Origin of the sequence: Microbacterium sp. PM5, assembly GCF_003293595.1 — a bacterium.
GTDB lineage: Bacteria > Actinomycetota > Actinomycetes > Actinomycetales > Microbacteriaceae > Microbacterium.
On the sequence record NZ_CP022162.1, the window covers coordinates 1,984,832 to 2,006,133 of the forward strand.

The window sequence follows — 21,302 nt, forward strand, 5'->3', positions numbered from 1 at the left end:
GCTTTCGCGCCGAGACATCTCCGCAGCGGGGGTTTCTCGGCGCGGAAGGTGTTTCTCGGGGCGGCGTGGGCGGCGTCAGCAGGTCAGACGCGCTCGGTGCCGCGCAACAGCACGGCCTCGGCGAGGGCACGGATGCCGTGGGCCACGTCGCCCGCGGAGACGGACTCGTCGGGGTGGTGGCTGACGCCGTCGGGGTTGCGCAGGAAGAGCATGCCGACGTCTGTCACCGCTCCCAGCGCCATGCCGTCGTGGCCGGCGCGGCTGAAGATCACCGGCGGCGCGTCCGACCGGGGCGGCAGTGTCGCCCGGATGCCGCCGGCCACCACCTCCCGCAGGAGGGGTGCGCAGAACACGGCGGGAGCGCTGTGCACCTCGCGGGATCGCCACCGCAGCGCCCGTCGCCCCATGATCTCGTCGAGCTCGCGCGCGAGCGCATCCCACACGCGATCGCGTTCGCCGTCGAACTCGCCGCGCAGGTCGAGGGAGAACTGCACTTCGCCGGGAATCACGTTGACCGCGCCGGGGAACGCTTCGAAACGTCCAACGGTGCCGACGATGTGGTGCTCGGCGGAGCAGATGCGCTCGACCGCCAGCGCCGCCTCGCTCGCGCCCAGCAGCGCATCGCGACGCATGTCGTAGGGCGTGCCGCCGGCATGACGGGCCTCGCCCTCCACCACCAGCTGGAACCGCCGCGCCGACGCGATCGATGAGACCACCGCCAGCGGCTCCCCCGCACGGTCCAGCTCGGGACCCTGCTCGATGTGCGCCTCGAGATAGCCGACGAGCTCATCCGGCCGCCGCGCGGCCTCGCCGACGCGCGCCGGGTCGAGTCCGAACTCGAGGAATGCGCGGCGCAGGCTCACCCCGCCGGCATCCGTCAGGTCCCACCAGGCGTCGTTCCACGTGCCGGCGACCGCGGACGAACCGAGCAGCGCCTTGCCGAAGCGGGTGCCCTCCTCATCCGAGAACGCCACGACCTCGATCGCGAACGGCAGCCGAACGGTCCAGCCGTCTCCGCCCGCGTCGCCGTCACGACCCACTGGCACGCGCAGCAGACGCACCACCTCCAACGCCATCAGCACACCGGCGATGCCGTCGTAGCGGCCCGCGTCGAGGACCGTGTCCAGGTGCGAGCCGAGCATGAGCGCGGGAGCGGCCGGATCACCGATGCGCCCGACCTGGTTGCCCGCGGCATCCTGCCACGTGCGCATGCCCAGCTCGCGCATCCACTCGGCCGCCAGCCGGTTGACGCGCGCGTGCTCGGGCGAGAGGTAGACCCGCTCGATGGATGCCGCGTCCGCGCTCACCCGCGCGAGCTCCTCGCACCGCGCCATCACGCGGCGCGCGGCCGCGGCGACGACGTCGGGCGCGGCCCGCAGGAGGGATGCCGAACTCACGCCTTCTCCGCGGGGACGATCGAGGCGGGCACGGCGGCGCCGGTGCGCGGCGCGTGGAGGGCCCCGGAGGCGGCGGCGAACACGTCGGCCGCGGCCTCGACGCCGCCACCGGCCGGAACCGCCGCGCCGAAGCGGCGCAGCACGCTCTCGAGGGCCGCGAGGGTCGTGAGCACGGCATCCTTCCGGGCGTTGTAGCCCATCGTGCCGATGCGCCACACCTTGCCGTGCAGCGGTCCGAACGACGTCCCGATCTCGATGCCGAAGTCGTCCAGCAGCGCCGATCGCGCGGCATCCCCGGGCACCCCTTCGGGGATCTCGACGGCGACGACGTTGCTCATCTTGTGGGCGACGTCGCCGAAGACGACGAGGCCGAGCGCCTCGACGCCCGCGAGCATCGCACGGCCGGCAAGCTCGTGGCGGGCGATGACCGCGTCGCGGCCTTCGAGCAGCAGCAGCCGGGCACACTCGCGCGCCCCGTAGAGCATGCTCGTCGCCTCGGTGTGGTGGTTGAGCCGGCGCGGACCCCAATAGTCGAGGATCTGCCCCAGGTCGAAGTAGTTCGAGCGCACGAAGTCGGCCGACGACTCGTCGCCGGGCTCACGGATGCCCGCCTCGACCTTGGTGCGCGAGCGGATCACCTCCACGGCCCGGTCACTGAGCGTGATCGGCGACGATCCACTCGGACCGCCCAGGCACTTCTGCAGTCCGGCGGTCGCGGCATCCAGCCCCCACGCGTCGGCCTCGAAGGCGTTGCCGCCCAGCGACGCGGTGGCGTCGGTGTAGAACAGCACGCCGTGGCGGCGGCAGATCTCGCCGACCTCGTCCAGCGGCTGCAGCATGGTGGTGGATGTATCGCCCTGTACGAGGGCGAGGAGGTTCGGCTTCACCCGGGCGATCGCCTCCTCGATGACGGATGCCGGGAACACCTGACCCCAATCGGTCTCGATGGTGTGCACCTCGGCGAGCGCCCGCTCGGCGATCTCGGCCAGCAGGTGCCCGAAGCGGCCGAACACGGGGACCAGCACCCGGTCGCCCGGCTTCACGAGCGAGACGATCGCCGCCTCAATGCCGGCACGGCTCGTGCCGTCGACGAGCAGGGTCGCGTCGTTGCGGGTGCTCCACACCCCGCGATACAGCTGCTGGGTCTCGGTCATCGTCGCCGTCATGAAGGGGTCGTACTGACCGACCAGCGGCGCCGACATGGCGGTCAGCACGCTCGGGTAGGCCGAGATGGGGCCGGGGCCCATCAGCAGCCGCGCGGGCGGGGCGATCTGGCCGGGGAGGGTGTCGGTGCTCATACGGGTTCCGTTTCGGTGATGCGGGCGTGGAGGGCGCGGCCGAGGCGCACGAGCGCGATGTCGGTGCCGGCGCGCGAGATCAGGCTGACGCCGACCGGGGCGGCGCCGCCCGCGGCGGCGATGGTCAGCAGCGGGGCCGACAGCGCGGGAAGGCCGCCCACGGCGGCCGGCGTCGTCAGGCGCAGGGTGTTCGTGCGCACGGCATCCACCTCGGCGCCGGTGGCCGTGCGCGACGGCGCCGGACCGGGCACGGTCGGCAGCAGCAGCACGGCGTCGCGGACGAGCGCGTGCAGGGCGTCGCGCCGGGGGGCCAGGGCCGCGCGCGCCGCGGACTCGTCGGCGGCGGTGACCGCGGCAGCGGCGCGGAAGCGCTCGGCCACGGCAGGTCCGGTCGAGCCGGGGTGCGCGCGCAGCCACTCCCCGTTGTTGCGCCAGGCCTCCGCCCCCTGCACGGTGCGAAACGGCACGAGGTAGTCGTCGAGGTCGCCGAGCGAGACCTCCTCGACGGGCAGAGCGGATGCCGCGAGCATCGCCTCGAAGGCCGCGCGGGTGGCCGGCTCGGCGGCGGCGAGTGCTTCGATCGGAACCCGGAACCGCCAGGGCAGGTCGTCGGCCGAGGCCCCGAAGACGGAGGCGGTCGAGTCCGACCCGTCGTAGCTGAGACACCAGTCCGCGACCGCCTGCAGCGTAGCACCGTCGCGGGCGAGCCAGCCGACGGTGTCGAAGCTCTGCGCGAGCGGCAGCAGCCCCTGCCGAGGAACGAGGTCGTGCGTCGTCCGCAGGCCCCACAGGCCCTGGTACGACGCCGGCACGCGCACCGACCCGGCGGTGTCGGTCGCGAGGGCGACGTCGGCCTGCCCGAGCGCGACGGCGGATGCCGGGCCGCTCGACGAGCCACCCGGAAGCGCCCCCGGCACGGCGGCGTTCGGCGGGGTGCCGTAGTGCGCGTTGTCGCCCGCGATCGAGTACGCGAACTCGTCGGTGCGCGCGATGCCGCGCAGCGACGCCCCACCGCGCAACAGGTCGCCCACCGCGGGGGCGCTGGTGGTCTCGGCGCGGGCGGAGTCGAGGTAGGTCGGGTTTCCCGCGCCGATGCGATAGCCCTTGATCGCGAAGAGGTCCTTCACCGCGACGGTGAGGCCGGCGAGCGGTCCGTCCCAGGCGCCCTGATACAGCGGGTCGCCGACGGTGCGCCAGATCGAGCGGTCGAACGCCGCGGAGCGCGGAGTGACGTGCGCAGCCGTGATGAGCCACCGCCCGTCGATCAGCTGCCACACCTGTGTCTGCAGACCGGTGCCGCCGGCAGCGAACCGGGAGACGGCGACGATGAGCGCGACCCCCTCGGCGAGCGGCCGGTACTCGACCCGCTCGATGGTGCGGGCCGACACCCCGCCGCGGGCGCCGCGGAACGCGCTGATCGCGTCGTGTCCGACCAGCAGCCCCGCGCCGTCGCCGCGCAGCGTGCGCTCACCGGGAGCGAACGCGGCATCCAGGGCGTCGAGGTCGTTGGACAGGATCGCCCGCTCGTACGCCTCGAACGCCGCGCGCAGCGCGTCGGGCATGGTCGGAGGCGCGGTCACGAGGCGTCCTCGCCGGTCAGCCAGGCGGGGCGGACGGCCGCGAAGTCCGACTCGCGGATGCGCGCGTGCACGCCGCAGACGATGTCGACGACCTGCGAGATGTCGAAGTCCGTGGCGGCCGACAGGTACGCGTAGGCCAGGTGCTCGGCCATGCCGTAGCGCGCCTGCAGCAGATCCAGCGCGGCCCGCACGGCCTTGCGCATCGCCTCGTCGAGGTCGACGTCGAGCCCCGTCGGCACGAGGTACTCGTCGGTGCGAACGAGCGGGCCAGTCACCTCCCCGAACGAGGCGAGCGCCTCCGCGCGCGGCACCACGTCGAAGCGCAGCGTCGCGCGCAGCGATGCCTCGAGTGCTGTCAGCGCGACCTCGCCGTCGCCCTGCGCGAAGTGCGGGTCGCCGACGTACGCCAGCGCGCCGGCCACCTGCACCGGCAGGTACAGCACCGAACCTTCCACGAGCAGGTTGATGTCGATGTTGCCGCCGTGCGCGCCCGGGGGCACCGAGTGGGGGCGCTCGTCGCCCGCGACGGCGACGCCCATCGTGCCGAGGAACGGCGCGAGCGGGAATCGCACGACGCGCTCGCCCCCGTCGATCAGGGGCAGGATGCCGCGGCCGTCCGACACCGGCGTGAACACGCTGACGTTCTCGGGCCCGCGCGGCAGGACCCCGACGAGCGCGCCCTTGCCGTGCCTGTTGGAGATGACCCCGTACGGCACGCGCGCCGCGAGATCGACGACGGTGATCTTCAGCAGATCGCCGACCTCGGCACCCTCGACGAAGATCGGCCCCGTCACGACGTGCGGTCCGTCGGCGATGGCGTCGCGGGCCACCGTGGCGGCGATCTCGATCGCGTCGGTCAGCACGTGCGCGGCGGGAACGCCGTGACCGGTGAAATACCCGAGGGGGTCCTGGCCCTGATCGGGCAGGATCCCCTCGTGACTGACGGTGTCGATCGTCACCGTCTCACCGGCGGCGATCGTCAGCACCGGCGCGTCGACGGCGCACGGCAGCCGCCCCCAGAGCACCGTCTCGGGGGATGCCGCGAGGTAGTGCTCCCCGGCGATGCGGCCCGATCCGGGCTGCAGGATCTCGATGGTCTCGGTCATGATGTCGCTCCCTCGCGCATCGTGTCGGCGACGGCATCCGCCCCGTCGGTCAGCAGTTCGATTCCCGGCCGGGCCCGCACGTCGTCGTCGCCCGCCCGGTACACGACGGTGCCGCCGACCACGGTGGTGACGACGCCGCCCCGCATATCGCGCCCGTCCCACGGCGACAGCTTGTGCCGGTAGAGCAGACGGTGCGCGTCGACGGTCCACGACCGCTCCGGCGCGAAGACGGTGAGGTTCGCCCGCACGCCCGGTGCGATGACGCCGAGGCCCGGCATCCCGGCGATGCGGGCCGGGCCGGTCGTGAACAGCGGCAGCAGGCTCTCCAGCGGGATGCCGCGGCGCGCCGCCTCGGTCCAGACGCTGGCGAACCCGGTCTGCACGCCCGCGATGCCTCCCCACGCCAGCCCGAAGTCGCCGCCGCCGGCGGTCTTCAGCGCGAGGGTGGCGGGCGAGTGGTCGCTGACGATGGCGTCGATCGTGCCGTCGAGTACGCCCTCCCACAGCAGGTCCTGGTTGGCGCGATCGCGGATGGGCGGGCAGCACTTGAACGCGCTCGCGCCGTCGGGAACCTCTTCGGCCGACAGCGTGAGGTAGTGCGGGCAGGTCTCGACCGTGAGGCGGATGCCGTCGGCCTTCGCCGCGCGCACGGCGTCGAGCGCCTGCCCGTCGGCGACGTGCACGATGTGAGCCCGGGCCCCGGTGGCGCGGGCCGCATCGATGACGGCGGCGATCGCCGCCTCCTCGCTGACCGGGGGCCGGCTGCGCAGGAACGTGTCGTAGTGACGTCCGAGTTCGCCCGCCGGGCCCGCGCCGACCTCGACGGCGGCCTCGTGCAGGTGCGCCTCGTCTTCGGCGTGCGCGATGAGCAGGCCGTCGAAGGCGGCGATCTCGGTGAGCGCGGCGTGCAGGCCGGCGCGGTCGAGGTGACCGAACTCATCGATGCCGCTCGGCACGAGGAAGCACTTGAAACCGACGACGCCGGCGGCAGCGAGCGCGGCCAGGCTTCCGAGGTTCTCGGGCACGGCGCCGCCCCAGTAGCCGATGTCGACCGCGAGCTTGCCGACCGCCGCCGACCGCTTGGCGGCGAGCGCCGCGGGCGTCGTGGTGACGGGTACCGAGTTGAGCGGCATGTCGAACAGCGTCGTGATGCCGCCCGCCGCGGCCGCGGCGGTGCCGGTCGCGAAGCCCTCCCAGTCGGTGCGCCCCGGCTCGTCGAGGTGCACGTGCGAGTCGACGAGTCCCGGCAGCAGCACCTCGTCGGCGCCGAGCACGACGACGTCGGCGGATGCCGCGGCATCCACCCCCGCGAGGTCCTCGGGCGCCGCGACCTCGGCGATCACGCCGTCGACGATCCGCACCTCGGCGGGCCGGAAGGCCCCCTCGATCCAGGCGCGCTCGGCCCGGATCACGCTCACGTCTGCCACAGCATCGCCTCTCTCACCGTCGGTTGCGTAAGCGACGTCATCGCGTCGCCCGCACGCACTTCCGACGCTACCCAGGCGTCGTTTCGCGGGTGTTTCCGCACCGGCGGCGGCGCATACTCGCCCCGAGAGCCGGTGCGCACGCCCATGCGGGCCATGCCGATCGCGAGGCCCACGGCGGCGGCGACCCCGTCGATGACGGGAGCATCGACACGGGCCGACAGTCGCGCGCAGAGGTCGGCCATGCCGGCGCAGCCCAGCACGATCGCATCGACCGGGTCACCGGCCGCCCCGCTCCCCGGGGGATCGAGCGCGGCGCGGCACTCCCGTTCGATGCGGGCCAGGGTCTGCTCGTCCGGCTCCTCGAGGTCGAGCACGGGGATCTCCACCGCGCGGTACTGCGCGCAGGCGCGCTCCATGCCGTAGCGGGCGACGAGGTCGCGGGCCCGACCGAGCGTGCGCCCGAGGGTCGTCACGATCGCGAAGCGACGCCCGGCGATCGCCGCCACGTGCATGGCGGCCTCCGCGATGCCGATCACCGGCACGTCGACGAGTTCGCGGGCCGCGTCGAGACCGGGGTCGCCGAAACAGGCGATGACGTAGGCGTCGCTGCCGCCGGTGGCCAGATCGGCGCGGATCAGCTCCACGACGGCGGCGGCCGCAGCCACCTCGTCGACATGGCTCTCCACCGCCGCCGGCCCCCGACCGGGATCGGGACACACGGCGGCGATCTCGACATCCGCACCCGACACCTCCCGGGCGGCGGCCGCAACGGTCGCGGTCATCGCCCGGGACGTGTTGGGGTTGATCAGGAGGATCCTCACGGAGCGCCGGATCCCGCTGTCGTGCCGGTGGCGGCGGCCACGGGGATCTCGGCCGAGATGGCGGGCGGCTCGGCGGCCGCGGTCGCCGCGGCACCGTCGATCGTGCCGTCGGAGACGCCGTCGCTCTCGCCGTCGAACGTCGGCACCCGGGGGTCGATGCGCTCGAAGAGCGCGAACGCGGCGTAGCCCAGGCCGCAGCCGATGAACCAGCTGTAGTCGCTGACCCACGAGATGTCGAACAGTCCCATGTCGGCGAACAGCTTCGGGAAGACCCCGAGGAACACCGCGGGGATGCCGGCGACCAGCAGCGCCTTCATCGCGTTCGGGTTGAAACCGCGGCGGTACCAGTAGGGGCCGGTCGGGTCCATCGTGAACATGGCGTCGGTCTTGATGCGCTGGCGTCCGGCGACGTAGTAGCCGGCGATGAGGATGCCGAACAGCGGACCGATGAGCGCGCCGAGCAGGCCCAGCGTGTAGTGGATGGCGTCGTCGTTGGAGTACCAGTTCCAGGGGGTCAGGAAGACGGATCCCACCGCGGCGATCATGCCGCCGGCGCGCCACGAGATCTTCTTCGGAGCGACGTTGGAGAAGTCGAACGCCGGCGAGATGAAGTTCGCGACGATGTTGATGCCCACCGTCGCGGTGACGAACGTGAGTCCGCCGAGCAGGATCGCGAACCAGCCGTCGATGGCCTCCACCGTCTTGATCGGGTCGGTGATGAGCTGACCGAACACGGGCACGGTCGCCGAGGCGGTGATCACCGTCAGCAGCGAGAAGAACAGGAAGTTGATCGGCAGACCCCAGAAGTTGCCGCGCTTGACCGCCGCGAAGCTCTTGCCGTAGCGGGCGAAGTCGCCGAAGTTGAGCATCGGGCCGGAGAAGTACGACACGACCAGCGCGATCGCGGCGCACATCACGGGGATCGACGACCAGAAGTCCAACTGCTTGGTCGACAGGTTGAACGAGATGTTCTGCCAGCCGGCCTGCGACACGAGGTAGACGGCGAGCGCGATCATCACGACGTAGACGGCCGGGCCCGCGAAGTCGATGAAGCGGCGGATGACCTCCATGCCGTTCCAGAACAGCAGGAACTGCGCCACCCACAGGATGCCGTAGGAGATCCAGCCGAGAGCCGACAGCCCCAGGAACGACACGTCGAGCAGGGCGGCCGAGCCGGGCACGAACTTCAGGAACACGATGTTCAGCGACTCGGCGGCCAGGAACGTCTGCACGCCGTACCAGGCGATGGCGATCAGTCCGCGGATGATGGCGGGGATGTTCGCCCCGCGGATGCCGAAGATCGCGCGGTTGACGACGGGATACGGCACCCCCGTCTTCTGGCTGGGCTTGGCGACGAGATTGGCGAAGTACTGCACGATGACGATGCCCACCAGCAGCGCGATCAGCACCTGCCAGCTCTGCAGGCCCAGCGCGAACAGCGAGCCGGCGGTGACGTAACCGCCGACGGAGTGCACGTCGCTCATCCAGAACGCGAAGATGTTGTACGCGCTCCACTTCTGCTTGCGCAGCGGCGCGAGGTCCTCGTTGGCGAGACGCTCGTCGTACTGCGGCTTCATGTTGCCGGCGCCCGTGGGCATGCCGGCGGCTTCGACGATGTCGTAGACACCGGTCGACGGCGGGGTCGATGTTGGGGTCAGAGAGGTCATGGGTACCTTCCAGGGGTTCCGAGGCAGTGACGGAGGTGGGGCGGACCGCGACATGGAGTCCGTGGCCTGGGTGGTGCGTAATGTGAAGTTATTGCTTCACGCTGCGCGCGCGATTTCGCTCATGTAACGGCTGTGTGAAGTTGGACCTTCACATGTGACGAACGCGTGAACCCCGACCGGAGCGGCGCCCGCTCGGCATCCGCGCCCGATACGATCGCGACATGACCCGCGCCCCCGCCGTCGATCCGCCGGAGCTCGATGCCGATCGCGCCGACAGTGCGACCGAGGGCGTCGGTGAGCGGCTGCGCGCGCTGCGGGTCGCCCGTGGCATGTCGGCGCGCGACCTTGCACGTCGACTCGGCATCTCGCCCAGTGCGGTGTCGCAGATCGAGCGCGGCGTGATGCAGCCGAGCGTCTCGCGCCTGATCGCGATCACCGACGAGCTCGACGTTCCGCTGACGTCGGTCTTCGACCCTTCCGGATCGCAGGCGCCGGCCACACCGACGAGCTTCGGACTGCGGCGCGCCGAGCACGACACCACGATCGTGCTGGAAGACGGCGTGACCTTCCGCCGCATCTCTCCGGTGCCGACTCCCGGCGTCGACTACTTCGAGTCGACCTACCCGCCCGGCGCGACCGCCCACAGCGATGCCGGGCTCTTCCGTCACGAAGGCTACGAAGTCGGCACGGTCGTCTCGGGCGAGCTGACCGTCGACTTCGATGACGAACGCGTTGTCCTGCGCCCCGGCGACGCGATCAGCTACCCGTGCTCGCGTCCGCACCGACTGCACAACACGTCCGGCGAACCGGTCGTCGCCCGCTGGCTCGTCGTGCACGGAGCCCACTGATGGTCGCCGAGATGAGCATCGACGCGTTCGACGCGCTCCCGGTGGATGCCGCGGCATCCACCGTCGGCGTCTGGGCCGCCGTCCCCGCCTGGGTCGACGCCGTCGTCGCGGGGCGTCCCTACGGAACGCGCGACGCGCTGATCGCCCGGGCGGACGCCCTCGCGCGCACCTGGACGCGCACCGAGCTCGACACCGCCCTCGCCCACCACCCGCGCATCGGCGAGAAGCCGCGCGGCGCGGGAGCCGACGCCGAGGCGTCGCGCCGCGAACAGGCGTCGATGTCGTCGGCCGCGGCCGCGACGGCGACCGCGATCGCCGACGGCAACGCCGCCTACGAGGAACGCTTCGGCCGCGTCTTCCTCATCCGCGCGGCCGGACGCACGCCCGAGCAGATGCGCGACGAGCTCGAGCGCCGCCTCGGCAACGACGACGAGACCGAGGCCGCCGAGGCCCTCGACCAGCTGCGCGAGATCGCGCTGCTGCGGCTGGAGGCGACGATCGCATGACCCACCTCACCACGCATGTGCTCGACGGCGCGGCCGGAGCCCCGGCATCCGGCGTCGACGTGAAGCTCCTCGACGCCGACGGAGTCGCCGTCGCGAGCGGGCGGACGGATGCCGACGGGCGTCTCGCCCTCGGACCCGACGAGCTGCCCCGGGGCACCTACGCGCTCGTGTTCGCGACCGCGCCGTACTTCGCAGCCCGCGGCACCGAGACGTTCTATCCGTCGGTCACGGTGGCCTTCACCGTCGCCGACACCCGTCACTATCACGTGCCCCTGCTGCTCAGCCCGTTCGCCTACTCCACCTACCGCGGCAGCTGACCCGGCGCGGGGCGGCCACGGGCCGGGCGCGGCCCGTGGAACCGCGAGACACCGTCCCCGCACCGAGACACGCGCTGGGCACCGGTGTCTCGGTGCGCAGCGCGTGTCTCGCGGGCGGCGGCGGGCCGGGGCCGAGCGTGCGGGGCCCCCGGGCGCGGGGGGCGGGTGGGAGGGCGCCGGCGGTTACGCCGGGGAAACGTTGCGGTGACACGGCATCCGTAGCGTGGCGGGCATGAAGGTCATCGTCGTCGGAGCGGGTGTCGGAGGAACGAGCGCGGGCATCGCGCTGCAGCGGCTCGGGCACGAGGTCGTCATCTACGACCAGATGCGCGAGAACCGCCCGGTGGGAGCGGCGCTGTCGCTGTGGTCGAACGGCGTGAAGGTGCTCAACTGGCTCGGACTCGGCGCCGAGGTCGCAGCCCTGGGCGGCGACATGGCCGACATGGTCTATCTCGACGGCCACACCGGCGAGACGATGTGCGACTTCTCGCTCGCACCCGTCACCACCCAGACCGGTCAGAAGCCGTACCCCGTCGCCCGCGCCGACCTGCAGGCGCTGCTCATGGAGCGGTTCGGACTCGACGGCATCCACCTCGGCAAGAAGCTCACCGGCATCGCCGACGACGGCACGCGCGTGACCGCCACGTTCGCCGACGGCACGACCGACACCGCCGATATGCTCATCGGCGCGGACGGCGCCCGCTCGATCGTCCGCGATTATGTGCAGCCCGAGGGCGCGCCGCCGATCGCGCGCGAGTACTCGGGGTACACGAACTTCAACGGACTCGTGCCGGTCTCGGAAACCATCGGGCGCGCCACGGCCTGGACGACGTATGTCGCCGAGGGCAAGCGCGCCGCGGTCATGCCGATCGCCGGCGACCGCTTCTACTTCTGGTTCGACATCCCGCAGCCCTCGGGACTCGCGTACGATCGCGGCGACCTCGCGCCGCTGCGCGAGGCGTTCGGCGACTGGGCACCCGGGGTGCAGGAGCTGCTCGACGCGATCGATCCGGCCGCCTCGCTCAACCGCGTCGAGATCTGGGACATCACCCCGTTCGACACCTGGACGAAGGGCCGGGTCGCGATCCTCGGCGACGCGGCGCACAACACCTCCCCCGACATCGGCCAGGGGGCGTGCTCAGCGCTCGAAGACGCGTTCGCGCTCGGCATCGCGTTCGCCACCAACACGCTGAGCGTCGCCGACACCCTCCGCCGGTACGCCGCCATGCGCGTCGAACGGGCGGGCGAGCTGGTGCTGCGGGCGCGAAAGCGCGGGTGGGAGACGCACGCGTTCGACCCGGCCGTCACCGACGCCTGGTACGAGAGCCTCCGCGGCACCGACGGCGCCGGCATCATCCGCGGCATCGTCGGCAACATCGAAGACAGCCCCGTCAACCTCGGCGGCGGTCTGCTCGCGGACTGAGTGCGCCGCGGCATCCGCCCCACCCCGTCGGCGCGTCAGGGCGAGAGCCTTGCCGTTCGGGTGCGCGCACCTGGGCAGGGCGGGCCGGCCCGCGAGGGCGCGGCGTCAGAGGCGGCGGGCGATGGATGCCGCGACCGTGAGCCACGCATCGCGGGTCTCTGGCGACAGGGCATCGAAGTCGATCGGACCGCCGTCGACGAGCGCCGCATCGAAGGGCACGTGCACGACCTCGGCCGTGACCTGCGAGAAGTGGCGCTCGAGGCGCTCGGCGAGCTTGCGATCGGGCTTGGCGGACGGCGCCGCCAGGATCGTGACGGCCTCGTCGATCTTGTGGTCGAAGCCCTTCTCGCGCAGGCCGTCGAGCAGCCATGCGGCGCTGGCTGCGGTGTCTTCGCGCACGGTCGAGACGATGACGAGCTGGTCGGCTGCGGCGACGGCGGCGACCCAGTTCGAGGCGCGCATGTTGTTGCCGGTGTCGACGATGAGCAGGCGGTAGTAGCGCGAGAGCACGTCGTGCAAGCGGTCGAAGGCGGTCGCGTCGATGGTGGAGGATGCCGCGGCATCCTCGTCCGAGGCGAGCACGTCGAAGCGGGCGTCGACCTGCGTGCGTACGTAGGTGTCGAGCGCCGCGAGGCTCGCTCGATCGGGCGTGGCGAAGCGGTCGAGGTCTTCGAGCAGGTCGACGGCCGTGCGGTGGTGCGGCGCGTTCTGCGCGCGCCAACCGAGCGTGCCGCGGGTCTCGTTGTTGTCCCAGGCGAGCGTGGCCCCACCGCGCTGGGTGCCGAAGGTCGCCGCCAGCAGCAGCGTCGACGTGGTCTTGTGGGCCCCGCCCTTGGGATTGAGCACCACGATCGTGCGCGGCGCGTCGAGACGGCGCTGCACGAGTCGCTCGCGGTCGAGGCGCGACTGCTCGGCCTTGCCCGGGCGCGGCGAGATCGCGCCGCCGGTGAGGCGACGGATCGCTCCGCGCCACCCCTCGGTCGCCCGCGGACGCGCGCGGTCGGCGCGAGAGTTGAGCAGGTCGTCGACCGTCGGCGTGGCCCGCTGGGCCGGGGTGCGCTGCGCACCCTCGCGGCGGGTGCCGCCGCTGCGGAGGGGCCCGTCGATCGCACTCACCGCGGACGTCGCGGGGGAGGGCTCGGAAGTCGCAGCGGGCTCGCTCGCACCCGCCGCGACGGGCACGGCGGAGATCGGGGCGATAGGGGCCGCTGCGGGCGCAGCCGCCGAGACGGGCTCGGCCACCACCTCCGTCGCGGACGCGGTGGCCTCGGTGAAGCTGCCGTCCGGGCTGACCACGAGCGCCCACCGCGTCGCACCATCGACGACGGTCGCCGTGACGGGCTCCCCCGCCGACGCGGCCATCAGCCGGATCGACTCGACGATGCGGCTGCGCAGGCCCTCCTGCGTCGAGGCGAAGACCTCGTCGACCTCACCGGCGAGGTGGATCTCGGCGGCGGTCTGCGAAGTCACGAGCACGGTGGGTTCGAAAGTCACGCCTCCGAGTATCCCATCCGGTGCTGCTCGCCGCCGGGGCGGGGCCTCACCCGGCGGCGAGCAGGTCATCCACGGTGCGGCGCACCTCGGCATCCGTCCCGGCATCCGCGCCGGTCGCCGTGAGCGTGAAAGCACGCGCCGCGACGTCGAAGACGAGCTCCACCCGATGCTCCGCATGCACCCAGCGCAGCACCCCGGTGGCGTCTTCCAGCTCGGCGGTGAAGTCGCCGTCGAAGGCCGGATGCGCGGCCCGCAGCCGCAGCAGCTCGCCCAGAGCGCGCACGACCGGGCGGTCGAGCTCGGCGGCGATCTCGTCGGGAGTGTAGTGATGGCGGTTGACGTCGCGACCGACCCCCGTGGCGCGCAGGAGGTCGACGTCGTTGCGACCGGCGAACAGGCCGACGTAGTACACCTGCGGGATGCCGGGCACCATCAGCTGGATCAGCCGCGCCAGCAGGTAGGCGCGATCGTCGGCACCGACCGCGTCGTAGTAGGTGCAGTTGACCTGGTAGAGGTCGAGGTTCGACGCCGCGGCGCCCGTGGCGAGCCGGCTCGTTCCACCGCTCGCGTCGTGGATCGCCTCGACGAGCGCGTCGATCTGCGCGGGCGCGAGCAGCCCCGGAACCCCGGGCTTGAGGTCGCTCTCGCCGACGTCGACGATGCCGATGCCGTCGTGGGTGTCGAGCACCGTGATGGTGTTCGCCGGGCGCACGGCGAGCCACTGCGCGAGCGGGCGGAGGTCGTGCGCGTGCAGCGCGTGCAGCACGAGCGGCGGCAGCGCGAAGTCGTAGACGTAGTCGACGCTGCGGGCGATGTCGATCTGCTGCGTGAAGTGGCCGTGCACCTCCAGCAGCACCTGCATGCCGCGCTCGTGCGCGAGCGCGAGGATGCGCTGCGTGTACCGATCGGTGGATGCCGTCATGAAGCAGTCGGTGCCGGCTTCCTTGCCCGTGTAGCCGACGGCATCCAGGCGCAGCATGGTCACGCCGGCGCCGGCGAGGGCGTCGATGACCGAGACGAGATAGTCCCATGCCACCTCCGTACGCAGGTCGATGTCGACCTGGTCGGCGGTGAAAGTGGTCCAGACGAGGCGCTTGCGCCCGCCCAGCTCCATCACCGTGAAGGGCAGGCCGGGCCGCGGGCGGTAGATCCGGGCGAGGTCGTCTTCGCGGGCGCCGTCGGGGAACACCGCGTCGAGGGTGAGGAACATCGCCGCGAAGGGCGAGGCGTCGCCGCGGCGGCGGACGTCCTGGAAGGCGTCCGATTCGGCCGAGACGTGGTTGACGATGACGTCGCTCATGACCACGGCCTCGCCGCTCAGGGCGCGGACGTCGTCCCAGGTGCCCAGTCGCGGATCGATGCGGGTGTGATCGCTGGGATCGAAGCCGGCGTCGGCTCCGTCGAACGGGGTGAAGTACGGCAGCAGGTGGATGCCGCCGAACATCCCGGCGAGGCGCGTCTCGAGCAGGTCGCGCACACCGGTGACGGTGCCGGCGAGGCGGTCGACGTAGGTGATCAGCTGCGGGGGCGTGCTGTTCATGAGAGGTCCTTCCAGAGATCAGGATGCCGCGCAGATCACGCTCGGCGGAGGATGCGGCGCAGCCACGCCCGACGCGCGCGGCGGGCGTCGCGGGAGATCGGCAGCCACGGGGCCATGAGGTCGAAGGCATGCGTTCCCCCGGGCCACACGTGCAGCTCCGCGTCTCCGCCCGCGCGCCAGATGGCGTCGGCGAAGGCGACGCACTCGTCGCGGAAGGTCTCCGCCGAACCGACGTCGATGAACACGGGCGGCAGATCGCTCAGATCGGCCGCGAGAGCGGCGGACGCGTACGGCGACACCGGAGCATCGCGGTCGTCGTCGCCGAGGTAGGCCGCCCAGGCCACCTCGTTGGCAGCGCGGTCCCAGGATCCATGACCGGCCATCTGCTTCGCCGAGGGAGAGCTGGAGCGATGGTCGAGCATCGGCGCCTGCAGGAGCAGGCCCAGGGGCCGCGGCCCGCTGTGGTCGCGGGAGTAGAGCGCGAGCGCGGCGGCCAGGCCGGCGCCGGCGCTGACGCCGGTCACCACGATGCGCTCGCGATCGAGCGCGGCCGGGGCCTCCGGTCCGCTCACCCAGCGCAGCGCCGCCATCGCGTCCTCGAGCGCCGCGGGGTACGGATGCTCGGGGGCGAGGCGGTACTCGACCGACACGACAGCGCAGCCCACACGATCGGCCAGCGCGATGAGGGCGGGCATCTCGGAGTCGGCGTCGCCGGAGACGAGCCCGCCGCCGTGCAGGTGCAGCAGCACCGGCACGGGCCGGCACGCCTCGACCGGCACGCTGACGACGACCGGCACGGCCGAGGAGCCGACGCCCACCGTGTGCAGCGTGCGGACGAAGGCGCCGTGGGCGGTCAGCTCGGCCTCGGTCGCCGGCGCGGCGTTGCGTCGCAGACGAGGGACGTCGTCGGCGGTGATGGACACGACGATGTCGTCGAGTTCGTCGAACGCGCGCGCGACCCCCGGGTCGAGTGGCGGCCGGGCGGTGGAGCTCATCCCTTCACCGCGCCCTGGAGCAGCGCCGCGACGAACTGCCGCTGGAACACCAGGAACACGATCAGCGTGGGCAGCAGGATGAGGATCGAGCCCGCACACAGCAGCGGGATGTCGGTTCCCCACTGCCCCTGGAACGCGCCGAGAGCACCGGCCATCGTGCGCTTCGTGGGGTCGTCGACGAGAACGATCGCGAGCAGGAACTGGTTCCAGGTCCACAGGAACAGCAGGATCGCGAGCGACGAGATCGCCGGGCCCGACAGGGGCACGTGGATGCGCCAGAACAGCTGCCAGGTGGTGGCGCCGTCGGTCCGCGCGGCCTCGGTGAGCTCGTGCGGCATGTTGACGAAGTGCGCGCGCATCCACATGACGGCGAACGGCATGAACAGACCGATCAGCGGGAGGACGATGGCCCACTGGGTGTTGAGCAGGCCGTAGCTGCGGATCTGGTAGTAGATCGGCACGATGATGCCCTCGATGGGCAGCGTCAGACCGAGCACGAAGACGACGAAGAGGGTACGCGAGAAGGGCACCTTCAAGTGACCGAGGGCGAAGCCCGCGAGGGTCGCCACCAGAAGGCTCACGGGAACGACGCCGAGCTCGATGAGCATGCTCGAGCCGAGCATCTTGAGCATGTCGGCGGACTGGAACGCGAGTGCGAAGTTGTCCCAGTGCGGCTCGTCGGGCCACGACAGACCGGCGGGATAGGTGCCCGGGGCGTGCAGCGCGGTGACGAACAGCGAGATGAACGGGATGATCGTCAGCGCCATGACGACGATGAGCAGGAGGCGGCCGGACCACACCTCGACGGCGGAGGTCTTCATCAGCTCTCGTCCTTTCCGCGGGTGAGCTTGTTCAGCGGCAGCACGACGGCGAGCACGAGCACGGTCAGCACGACCGCGAGTGCGGAGGCCTGTCCGACCTGGCGCTCGAAGAAGGCGAGGTAGTAGATCTCGAGCCCGGGCACCATGGTGCTGCGGCCGGGCCCGCCCTGCGTCGAGATGTAGATGATGTCGAAGCTGCGCAGGGCCCCGATCACGGTGATCAGTACCGCGACGCCGAGTTCCTGACGGATGGCGGGCAGCGTGACCGTGAAGAACTCACGGATGGGCCCCGCACCGTCGATACGAGCGGCCTCGTACAGGGCGGGATCGATCTTGGTCATGCCCGCGAGCAGCAGCAGCATGCAGAGGCCCAGCGACACCCACGCACCGATGACGCCGACGGCCGGCAGCGCCGTGTCGAAGTCGCCGAGCCACGCGCGGGTGATGCCGCCGAGGCCGATCGCCGTGAGGAACTGGTTGATCGCGCCGTCGGCGGCCAGCAGCCAGGTCCACATGATGCCCGCCGCGACCAGCGGGATGACCTGCGGGAGGAACAGGACGGTGCGCGACACCGATGCGAGGCGGCTGCCTCCGAGCTTGCGGATGAGGGCCGCGGCGATGAGGCCGACCGTCACCGGGATGATCGAGAAGTAGAGGATGAGGGTCAGCGCGTTGACGATGGGACCGAGCAGCTGCGCGTCGGTGAAGATACGCACGTAGTTGTCGATGCCGGCCCAGGTCGCGGTGGTGACGCCGTTCCAGTTGTAGAAGGAGTACTGCACGGTCGAGCCGAGCGGCACGAGGACGAACAGCGCGTAGAAGGCCAGCGCGGGGGCGACGAGCGCGAGACCGACGACAGCCTCCCGCGACCATCGCGCGCGGCGCGGGCGATGGTCGCGGGTCGCCGTCGCACGGTCCCGCGCGGCCCGGGTCTCCCCGGGCCGCGTGGACGTGCTCATGGATCAGCCCTTCTTGCTGCTCAGGTAGTCGGTCTGCACCTGGGTGAGCAGGCCGGCGGGGGTCTGCTTGCCGGCGAACAGCTCCTGCAGGTTGGGCGTGAGGCTCTTCGCGTAGATCGAGCCGGTGGCGTTGGCGATGAAGTCCATCGACCCGTTGTTCTGCGACAGCTGCGCACCGGCGGCGAGCGTCTCCGCCGTCACCGTGCCGTCCTTGACGGCGGGCATGAAGGCGTCGGCCGGTCCCATGGGGTGCGAGCCGCCCTTCTCGACGGCGATCGTGCGGGCCGTCTCGTTGGTGGCGACCCAGTTGAAGAAGAACGCCGCGCAGTCGGGGTGAGCGGCCTTGGCCGACACACCGTACGTCAGCGGGGCCGACATGGCACCGTTCTGCCCGCCGGCCTCCAGCGGCGGAGCGAGGAAGAAGCCCACGTCGCCCGGCATCTGGGTGTCGAAGTTGCCCGACTCCCAGTCGCCGTCGAAGATGAACAGGCTCTGCCCGCTGGTGAACCGGCTGATCATCTGCGAGTAGTCCATCGAGTTCGCGTCGTCGGCGAAGTATCCCGCCTTGATCCAGGAGTCGAGGTGCTCGGCGGCCTTGACGTTCTCCGGGGTGTCGATCGTGGCGCCGTCCTTGAGGAAGATCCAGTCGTTGATCGTGCTCGGCTTGCCGTAGCTGGCCATCAGCGCCTGCAGCGGGAAGGCGAGGCCACCGGTCGCGCCGCCGTTGAACTGCGCGATCGGGGTGATGCCGGCATCCTTCGCCTTCTGCAGGTCGGCGTCGAGCTCGGCCAGCGTCGTGGGCGCGGAGGTCATGCCGATCTGTGCGGCGAGCTTCTTGTTGTAGAAGACACCGGTGACGGAGTAGTTGACCCCCATCGCGTACAGCGAACCGTCGCCGCGCTGACCCTGGTCGTTGACCCGCAGCTGCTCGAGCTGCGACGACGGCCACTTGTCCCAGCCGTAGCCGGTCGCGTAGGCGTCGAGGTTGTACAGCAGCTTGTCGTTCACCAGGTCGACGATGGTGGGCAGGCGCATGATGTCCGGCGGAGAGTCGACGAGCACGCGGGGCGCGTTCTGCGTGATGACCGCGAACTGGTCTTCGCGGGTGTTGAAGGTCACGTTCGGGAACTGCTTCGTGAACTCCGCGGTGAGGTCGTTGAACAGCGGGAAGCCGGTTTCGACGTAGGCGCTGAGGGTGACCGGGTCGGTACCGCAGCTGAGGGTCACGGCACCGGTCGGCGCCTGGGTGCCGGAGGTGTCGGCTCCGGGAGGGGCACAGGCGGTGAGGGCAAGGCCCGCGGTCACGGTCGTGGCGAGAACCGCCCAGCCGCGCATGCGCTTCGTGTTCGACATCGTTGTCTGCCTTTCCATGCAGTTTTCTCGGTGCGAGGAGGATACTTGCTGCTATACCGATTCAGCTCGCGTGCTAAAACGTACTAGCAGATATCGGTCGGCGCAACCCCTCATCGCGGAGGGACGTCCGACCGGAAGGGGGATCCGATGGCGCGCACGCGCGTGACTCTGTCGCAGGTGGCCAAGGAGGCCGGAGTGGCGGCATCCACGGCATCGCTCGTGCTCGCGGGGCGAGCCGACGAGCTGCGGATCTCGGCGACGGCGCAGGAACGCGTGCGCGACGCGGCACGCCGTCTCGGCTACCGCCCCAACGCACTGTCGACGGGGCTGCGCACCGGGACGACGCGCACGCTGGGGTTCGTCTCCGACTCGGTGGCCTCGTCGCAACTGGCCGGAGAGATGATCCGCGGCGCGATCGAGGCGGCACGTGCCCGCGGCTATATGGTCTTCGTCGGCGAGACGGCCGGTGACGCGCATCTGGAGCGCGACCTGCTCGACGCGATGTTCGACCGGCAGGTCGACGGGGTGGTGCTGGCCACGATGATGACCCACGCGCGCGCTATCCCTGTGGAGGCGACCCGCATGCCGACCGTGCTGCTGAACATCGAGCCGACCGACGACGCCGACTACGTGCGCGTGCTGCCGGACGAGGTCGCGGCCGGTGCCGACGCCGCGCGCCTGCTCGTGGACAGCGGGCACCGGCGCATCCATCTGATCGGCGTCGGTGACGACCCGGCCACCGCGCACCCCTTCGGCCTCGCCGCCGCCCAACGCCTGCGCGGCGCCCTCGCCGTGTTCGCCGAGACGGGGCAGCAGATCGTGTCGGCTCGTCCGACGGTGCAGTGGCTGCCGCCGGAGGGCTTTCGTCTCGTGTCGGAGGTGCTCGACAGTGGCGCCGAGGTCGATGCGCTCCTGTGCTTCAACGACCGCCTGGCGATGGGCGCCTACCAGGCGCTCCAGGAGCGCGGGGTGCGTGTGCCCGAAGACGTCTCGGTGCTCTCGTTCGACGACACGTCGTTCGCCCGCTGGCTGCGGCCGGGCCTGACGACCTTCGCCTTCCCGCAGCGCGCGCTCGGCCGCGCCGCCGCGGACGAACTCATCGACCTGATCGAGCGCGGTGCCGCGACGGACGGATCATCCGCTCCCCCGGCGCACCTGGTTCCGCTGCCGTTGCGGATGCGCGCCTCGGTCGCCGACCGGACTTAGACCCGGAAGACGGAATGGACCGGGCCGCACACCGCGCGCCCCTGAAGCTCGACGAGCTCCATCAGCACCGCCGTCCCCGCCAGCTGCAGCCCGAGCTCGTCGAGCAGGTGCTGGCCCGCACGCAGGGTGCCGCCCGTGGCGAGGATGTCGTCGACCAGCAGCACGCGCGTTCCGGCTGCGAGGTCGTCGCTCATCTCGATCTCGGCCGTGCCGTACTCGAGGGCATACGACACGGATGCCGCGGGCCGCGGCAGCTTGCCCGCCTTGCGGATCGGGGCCATGCCCACACCCGCCGCGATCGCGACGGCGCCGGCCAGCATGAACCCACGCGCCTCGACGCCTGCGACGACGTCGAACTGCCCGACGAACGGTTCGATCACGGCATCCACGACGGTGCGCAGCGCCCGCGCGTCGGCGAGCAGCGGGGAGATGTCGCGGAACAGCACGCCCGGCTGCGGGAAGTCGGGGATGCCGGCGATGAGCGATTCGGCGTGGGCGAGGGCCTCGGAAGTCACCGGTCAAGGCTAGCCGCCGCCGGACGCGA

Annotated in this window: 19 protein-coding genes; 5 read left to right on the forward strand and 14 right to left on the reverse strand. The window is 71.6% G+C overall.

Translation table 11 applies throughout. The features are described from left to right. Positions 1-83 precede the first annotated feature (83 nt). The 7 genes from CEP17_RS09630 to CEP17_RS09660 are packed head-to-tail and all read right to left on the reverse strand — an operon-like array spanning position 84 to position 9,296. On the reverse strand, positions 84-1,397 hold the full coding sequence (locus CEP17_RS09630; protein ID WP_112932079.1) for a Zn-dependent hydrolase: 1,314 nt from the start codon (positions 1,395-1,397) through the stop codon (positions 84-86). Beyond that, the gene (locus tag CEP17_RS09635; protein ID WP_112932080.1) at positions 1,394-2,695 is read right to left on the reverse strand and encodes an alanine--glyoxylate aminotransferase family protein; all 1,302 of its coding nucleotides are present in this window, start codon (positions 2,693-2,695) and stop codon (positions 1,394-1,396) included. Before CEP17_RS09635 ends, CEP17_RS09630 begins: the two co-directional genes overlap by 4 nt. Beyond that, positions 2,692-4,275 carry an AtzH-like domain-containing protein gene (locus CEP17_RS09640; RefSeq protein WP_239498489.1) on the reverse strand — a complete coding sequence of 528 codons (1,584 nt, stop codon included), beginning with the start codon at positions 4,273-4,275 and terminating at the stop codon, positions 2,692-2,694. Before CEP17_RS09640 ends, CEP17_RS09635 begins: the two co-directional genes overlap by 4 nt. Beyond that, positions 4,272-5,381: an acetamidase/formamidase family protein gene (locus CEP17_RS09645; protein ID WP_112932081.1), complete on the reverse strand. Its 1,110-nt coding sequence runs from the start codon at positions 5,379-5,381 to the stop codon at positions 4,272-4,274. Before CEP17_RS09645 ends, CEP17_RS09640 begins: the two co-directional genes overlap by 4 nt. Continuing rightward, the gene (gene allB / locus CEP17_RS09650) at positions 5,378-6,808 is read right to left on the reverse strand and encodes an allantoinase AllB (protein ID WP_112932082.1); all 1,431 of its coding nucleotides are present in this window, start codon (positions 6,806-6,808) and stop codon (positions 5,378-5,380) included. Before allB ends, CEP17_RS09645 begins: the two co-directional genes overlap by 4 nt. Continuing rightward, positions 6,796-7,629 (reverse strand): aspartate/glutamate racemase family protein, encoded by an 834-nt coding sequence (locus CEP17_RS09655; protein ID WP_112932083.1) that lies wholly within the window; start codon positions 7,627-7,629, stop codon positions 6,796-6,798. The genes allB and CEP17_RS09655 overlap by 13 nt, the downstream gene beginning before the upstream one ends. Beyond that, positions 7,626-9,296 carry an NCS1 family nucleobase:cation symporter-1 gene (locus CEP17_RS09660; RefSeq protein WP_112932084.1) on the reverse strand — a complete coding sequence of 557 codons (1,671 nt, stop codon included), beginning with the start codon at positions 9,294-9,296 and terminating at the stop codon, positions 7,626-7,628. The genes CEP17_RS09655 and CEP17_RS09660 overlap by 4 nt, the downstream gene beginning before the upstream one ends. 221 nt (positions 9,297-9,517) lie before the next feature. Here CEP17_RS09660 and CEP17_RS09665 point away from each other — a divergent pair, with 221 nt between their 5' ends. From CEP17_RS09665 to hpxO, 4 genes are all read left to right on the forward strand, one after another. Next, positions 9,518-10,144, forward strand: a complete 627-nt coding sequence (locus CEP17_RS09665; protein ID WP_112932085.1) for a cupin domain-containing protein — start codon at positions 9,518-9,520, stop codon at positions 10,142-10,144. Positions 10,145-10,155: 11 nt separating this feature from the next. Continuing rightward, entirely contained in the window at positions 10,156-10,650 is a 495-nt protein-coding gene (gene uraD / locus CEP17_RS09670; protein WP_239498490.1) for a 2-oxo-4-hydroxy-4-carboxy-5-ureidoimidazoline decarboxylase, read from the forward strand. Further along, the gene (gene uraH / locus CEP17_RS09675) at positions 10,647-10,967 is read left to right on the forward strand and encodes a hydroxyisourate hydrolase (RefSeq protein ID WP_112932087.1); all 321 of its coding nucleotides are present in this window, start codon (positions 10,647-10,649) and stop codon (positions 10,965-10,967) included. Before uraD ends, uraH begins: the two co-directional genes overlap by 4 nt. A gap of 232 nt (positions 10,968-11,199) precedes the next feature. Beyond that, positions 11,200-12,390: an FAD-dependent urate hydroxylase HpxO gene (gene hpxO / locus CEP17_RS09680; RefSeq protein ID WP_112932088.1), complete on the forward strand. Its 1,191-nt coding sequence runs from the start codon at positions 11,200-11,202 to the stop codon at positions 12,388-12,390. Positions 12,391-12,495: 105 nt separating this feature from the next. Here the strand turns inward: hpxO and CEP17_RS09685 are convergent, their stop codons facing one another. Genes CEP17_RS09685 through CEP17_RS09710 form a run of 6 tightly spaced genes read right to left on the reverse strand, consistent with a single transcriptional unit; the run spans position 12,496 to position 19,570 of the window. Then, on the reverse strand, positions 12,496-13,884 hold the full coding sequence (locus CEP17_RS09685) for a chromosome partitioning protein (protein WP_112932089.1): 1,389 nt from the start codon (positions 13,882-13,884) through the stop codon (positions 12,496-12,498). Positions 13,885-13,930: 46 nt separating this feature from the next. Then, positions 13,931-15,424 (reverse strand): sucrose phosphorylase, encoded by a 1,494-nt coding sequence (gene gtfA / locus CEP17_RS09690; RefSeq protein ID WP_112932090.1) that lies wholly within the window; start codon positions 15,422-15,424, stop codon positions 13,931-13,933. Between the two features lie 35 nt (positions 15,425-15,459). After that, positions 15,460-16,419, reverse strand: a complete 960-nt coding sequence (locus tag CEP17_RS09695) for an alpha/beta hydrolase fold domain-containing protein (RefSeq protein WP_112932091.1) — start codon at positions 16,417-16,419, stop codon at positions 15,460-15,462. Then, positions 16,416-17,240 carry a carbohydrate ABC transporter permease gene (locus tag CEP17_RS09700; RefSeq protein WP_036318796.1) on the reverse strand — a complete coding sequence of 275 codons (825 nt, stop codon included), beginning with the start codon at positions 17,238-17,240 and terminating at the stop codon, positions 16,416-16,418. The genes CEP17_RS09695 and CEP17_RS09700 overlap by 4 nt, the downstream gene beginning before the upstream one ends. Further along, a complete protein-coding gene (locus tag CEP17_RS09705; protein WP_036318793.1) occupies positions 17,240-18,199 on the reverse strand; it encodes a sugar ABC transporter permease in 960 nt (319 codons plus the stop codon). The genes CEP17_RS09700 and CEP17_RS09705 overlap by 1 nt, the downstream gene beginning before the upstream one ends. A gap of 3 nt (positions 18,200-18,202) precedes the next feature. After that, positions 18,203-19,570: an extracellular solute-binding protein gene (locus CEP17_RS09710; RefSeq protein ID WP_239498491.1), complete on the reverse strand. Its 1,368-nt coding sequence runs from the start codon at positions 19,568-19,570 to the stop codon at positions 18,203-18,205. A 129-nt stretch (positions 19,571-19,699) separates the two neighbouring features. Here CEP17_RS09710 and CEP17_RS09715 point away from each other — a divergent pair, with 129 nt between their 5' ends. After that, positions 19,700-20,758 carry a LacI family DNA-binding transcriptional regulator gene (locus CEP17_RS09715; protein WP_112932092.1) on the forward strand — a complete coding sequence of 353 codons (1,059 nt, stop codon included), beginning with the start codon at positions 19,700-19,702 and terminating at the stop codon, positions 20,756-20,758. Here the strand turns inward: CEP17_RS09715 and CEP17_RS09720 are convergent. After that, the gene (locus tag CEP17_RS09720) at positions 20,755-21,273 is read right to left on the reverse strand and encodes an adenine phosphoribosyltransferase (RefSeq protein ID WP_036318781.1); all 519 of its coding nucleotides are present in this window, start codon (positions 21,271-21,273) and stop codon (positions 20,755-20,757) included. The genes CEP17_RS09715 and CEP17_RS09720 overlap by 4 nt on opposite strands. Positions 21,274-21,302 lie beyond the last annotated feature (29 nt).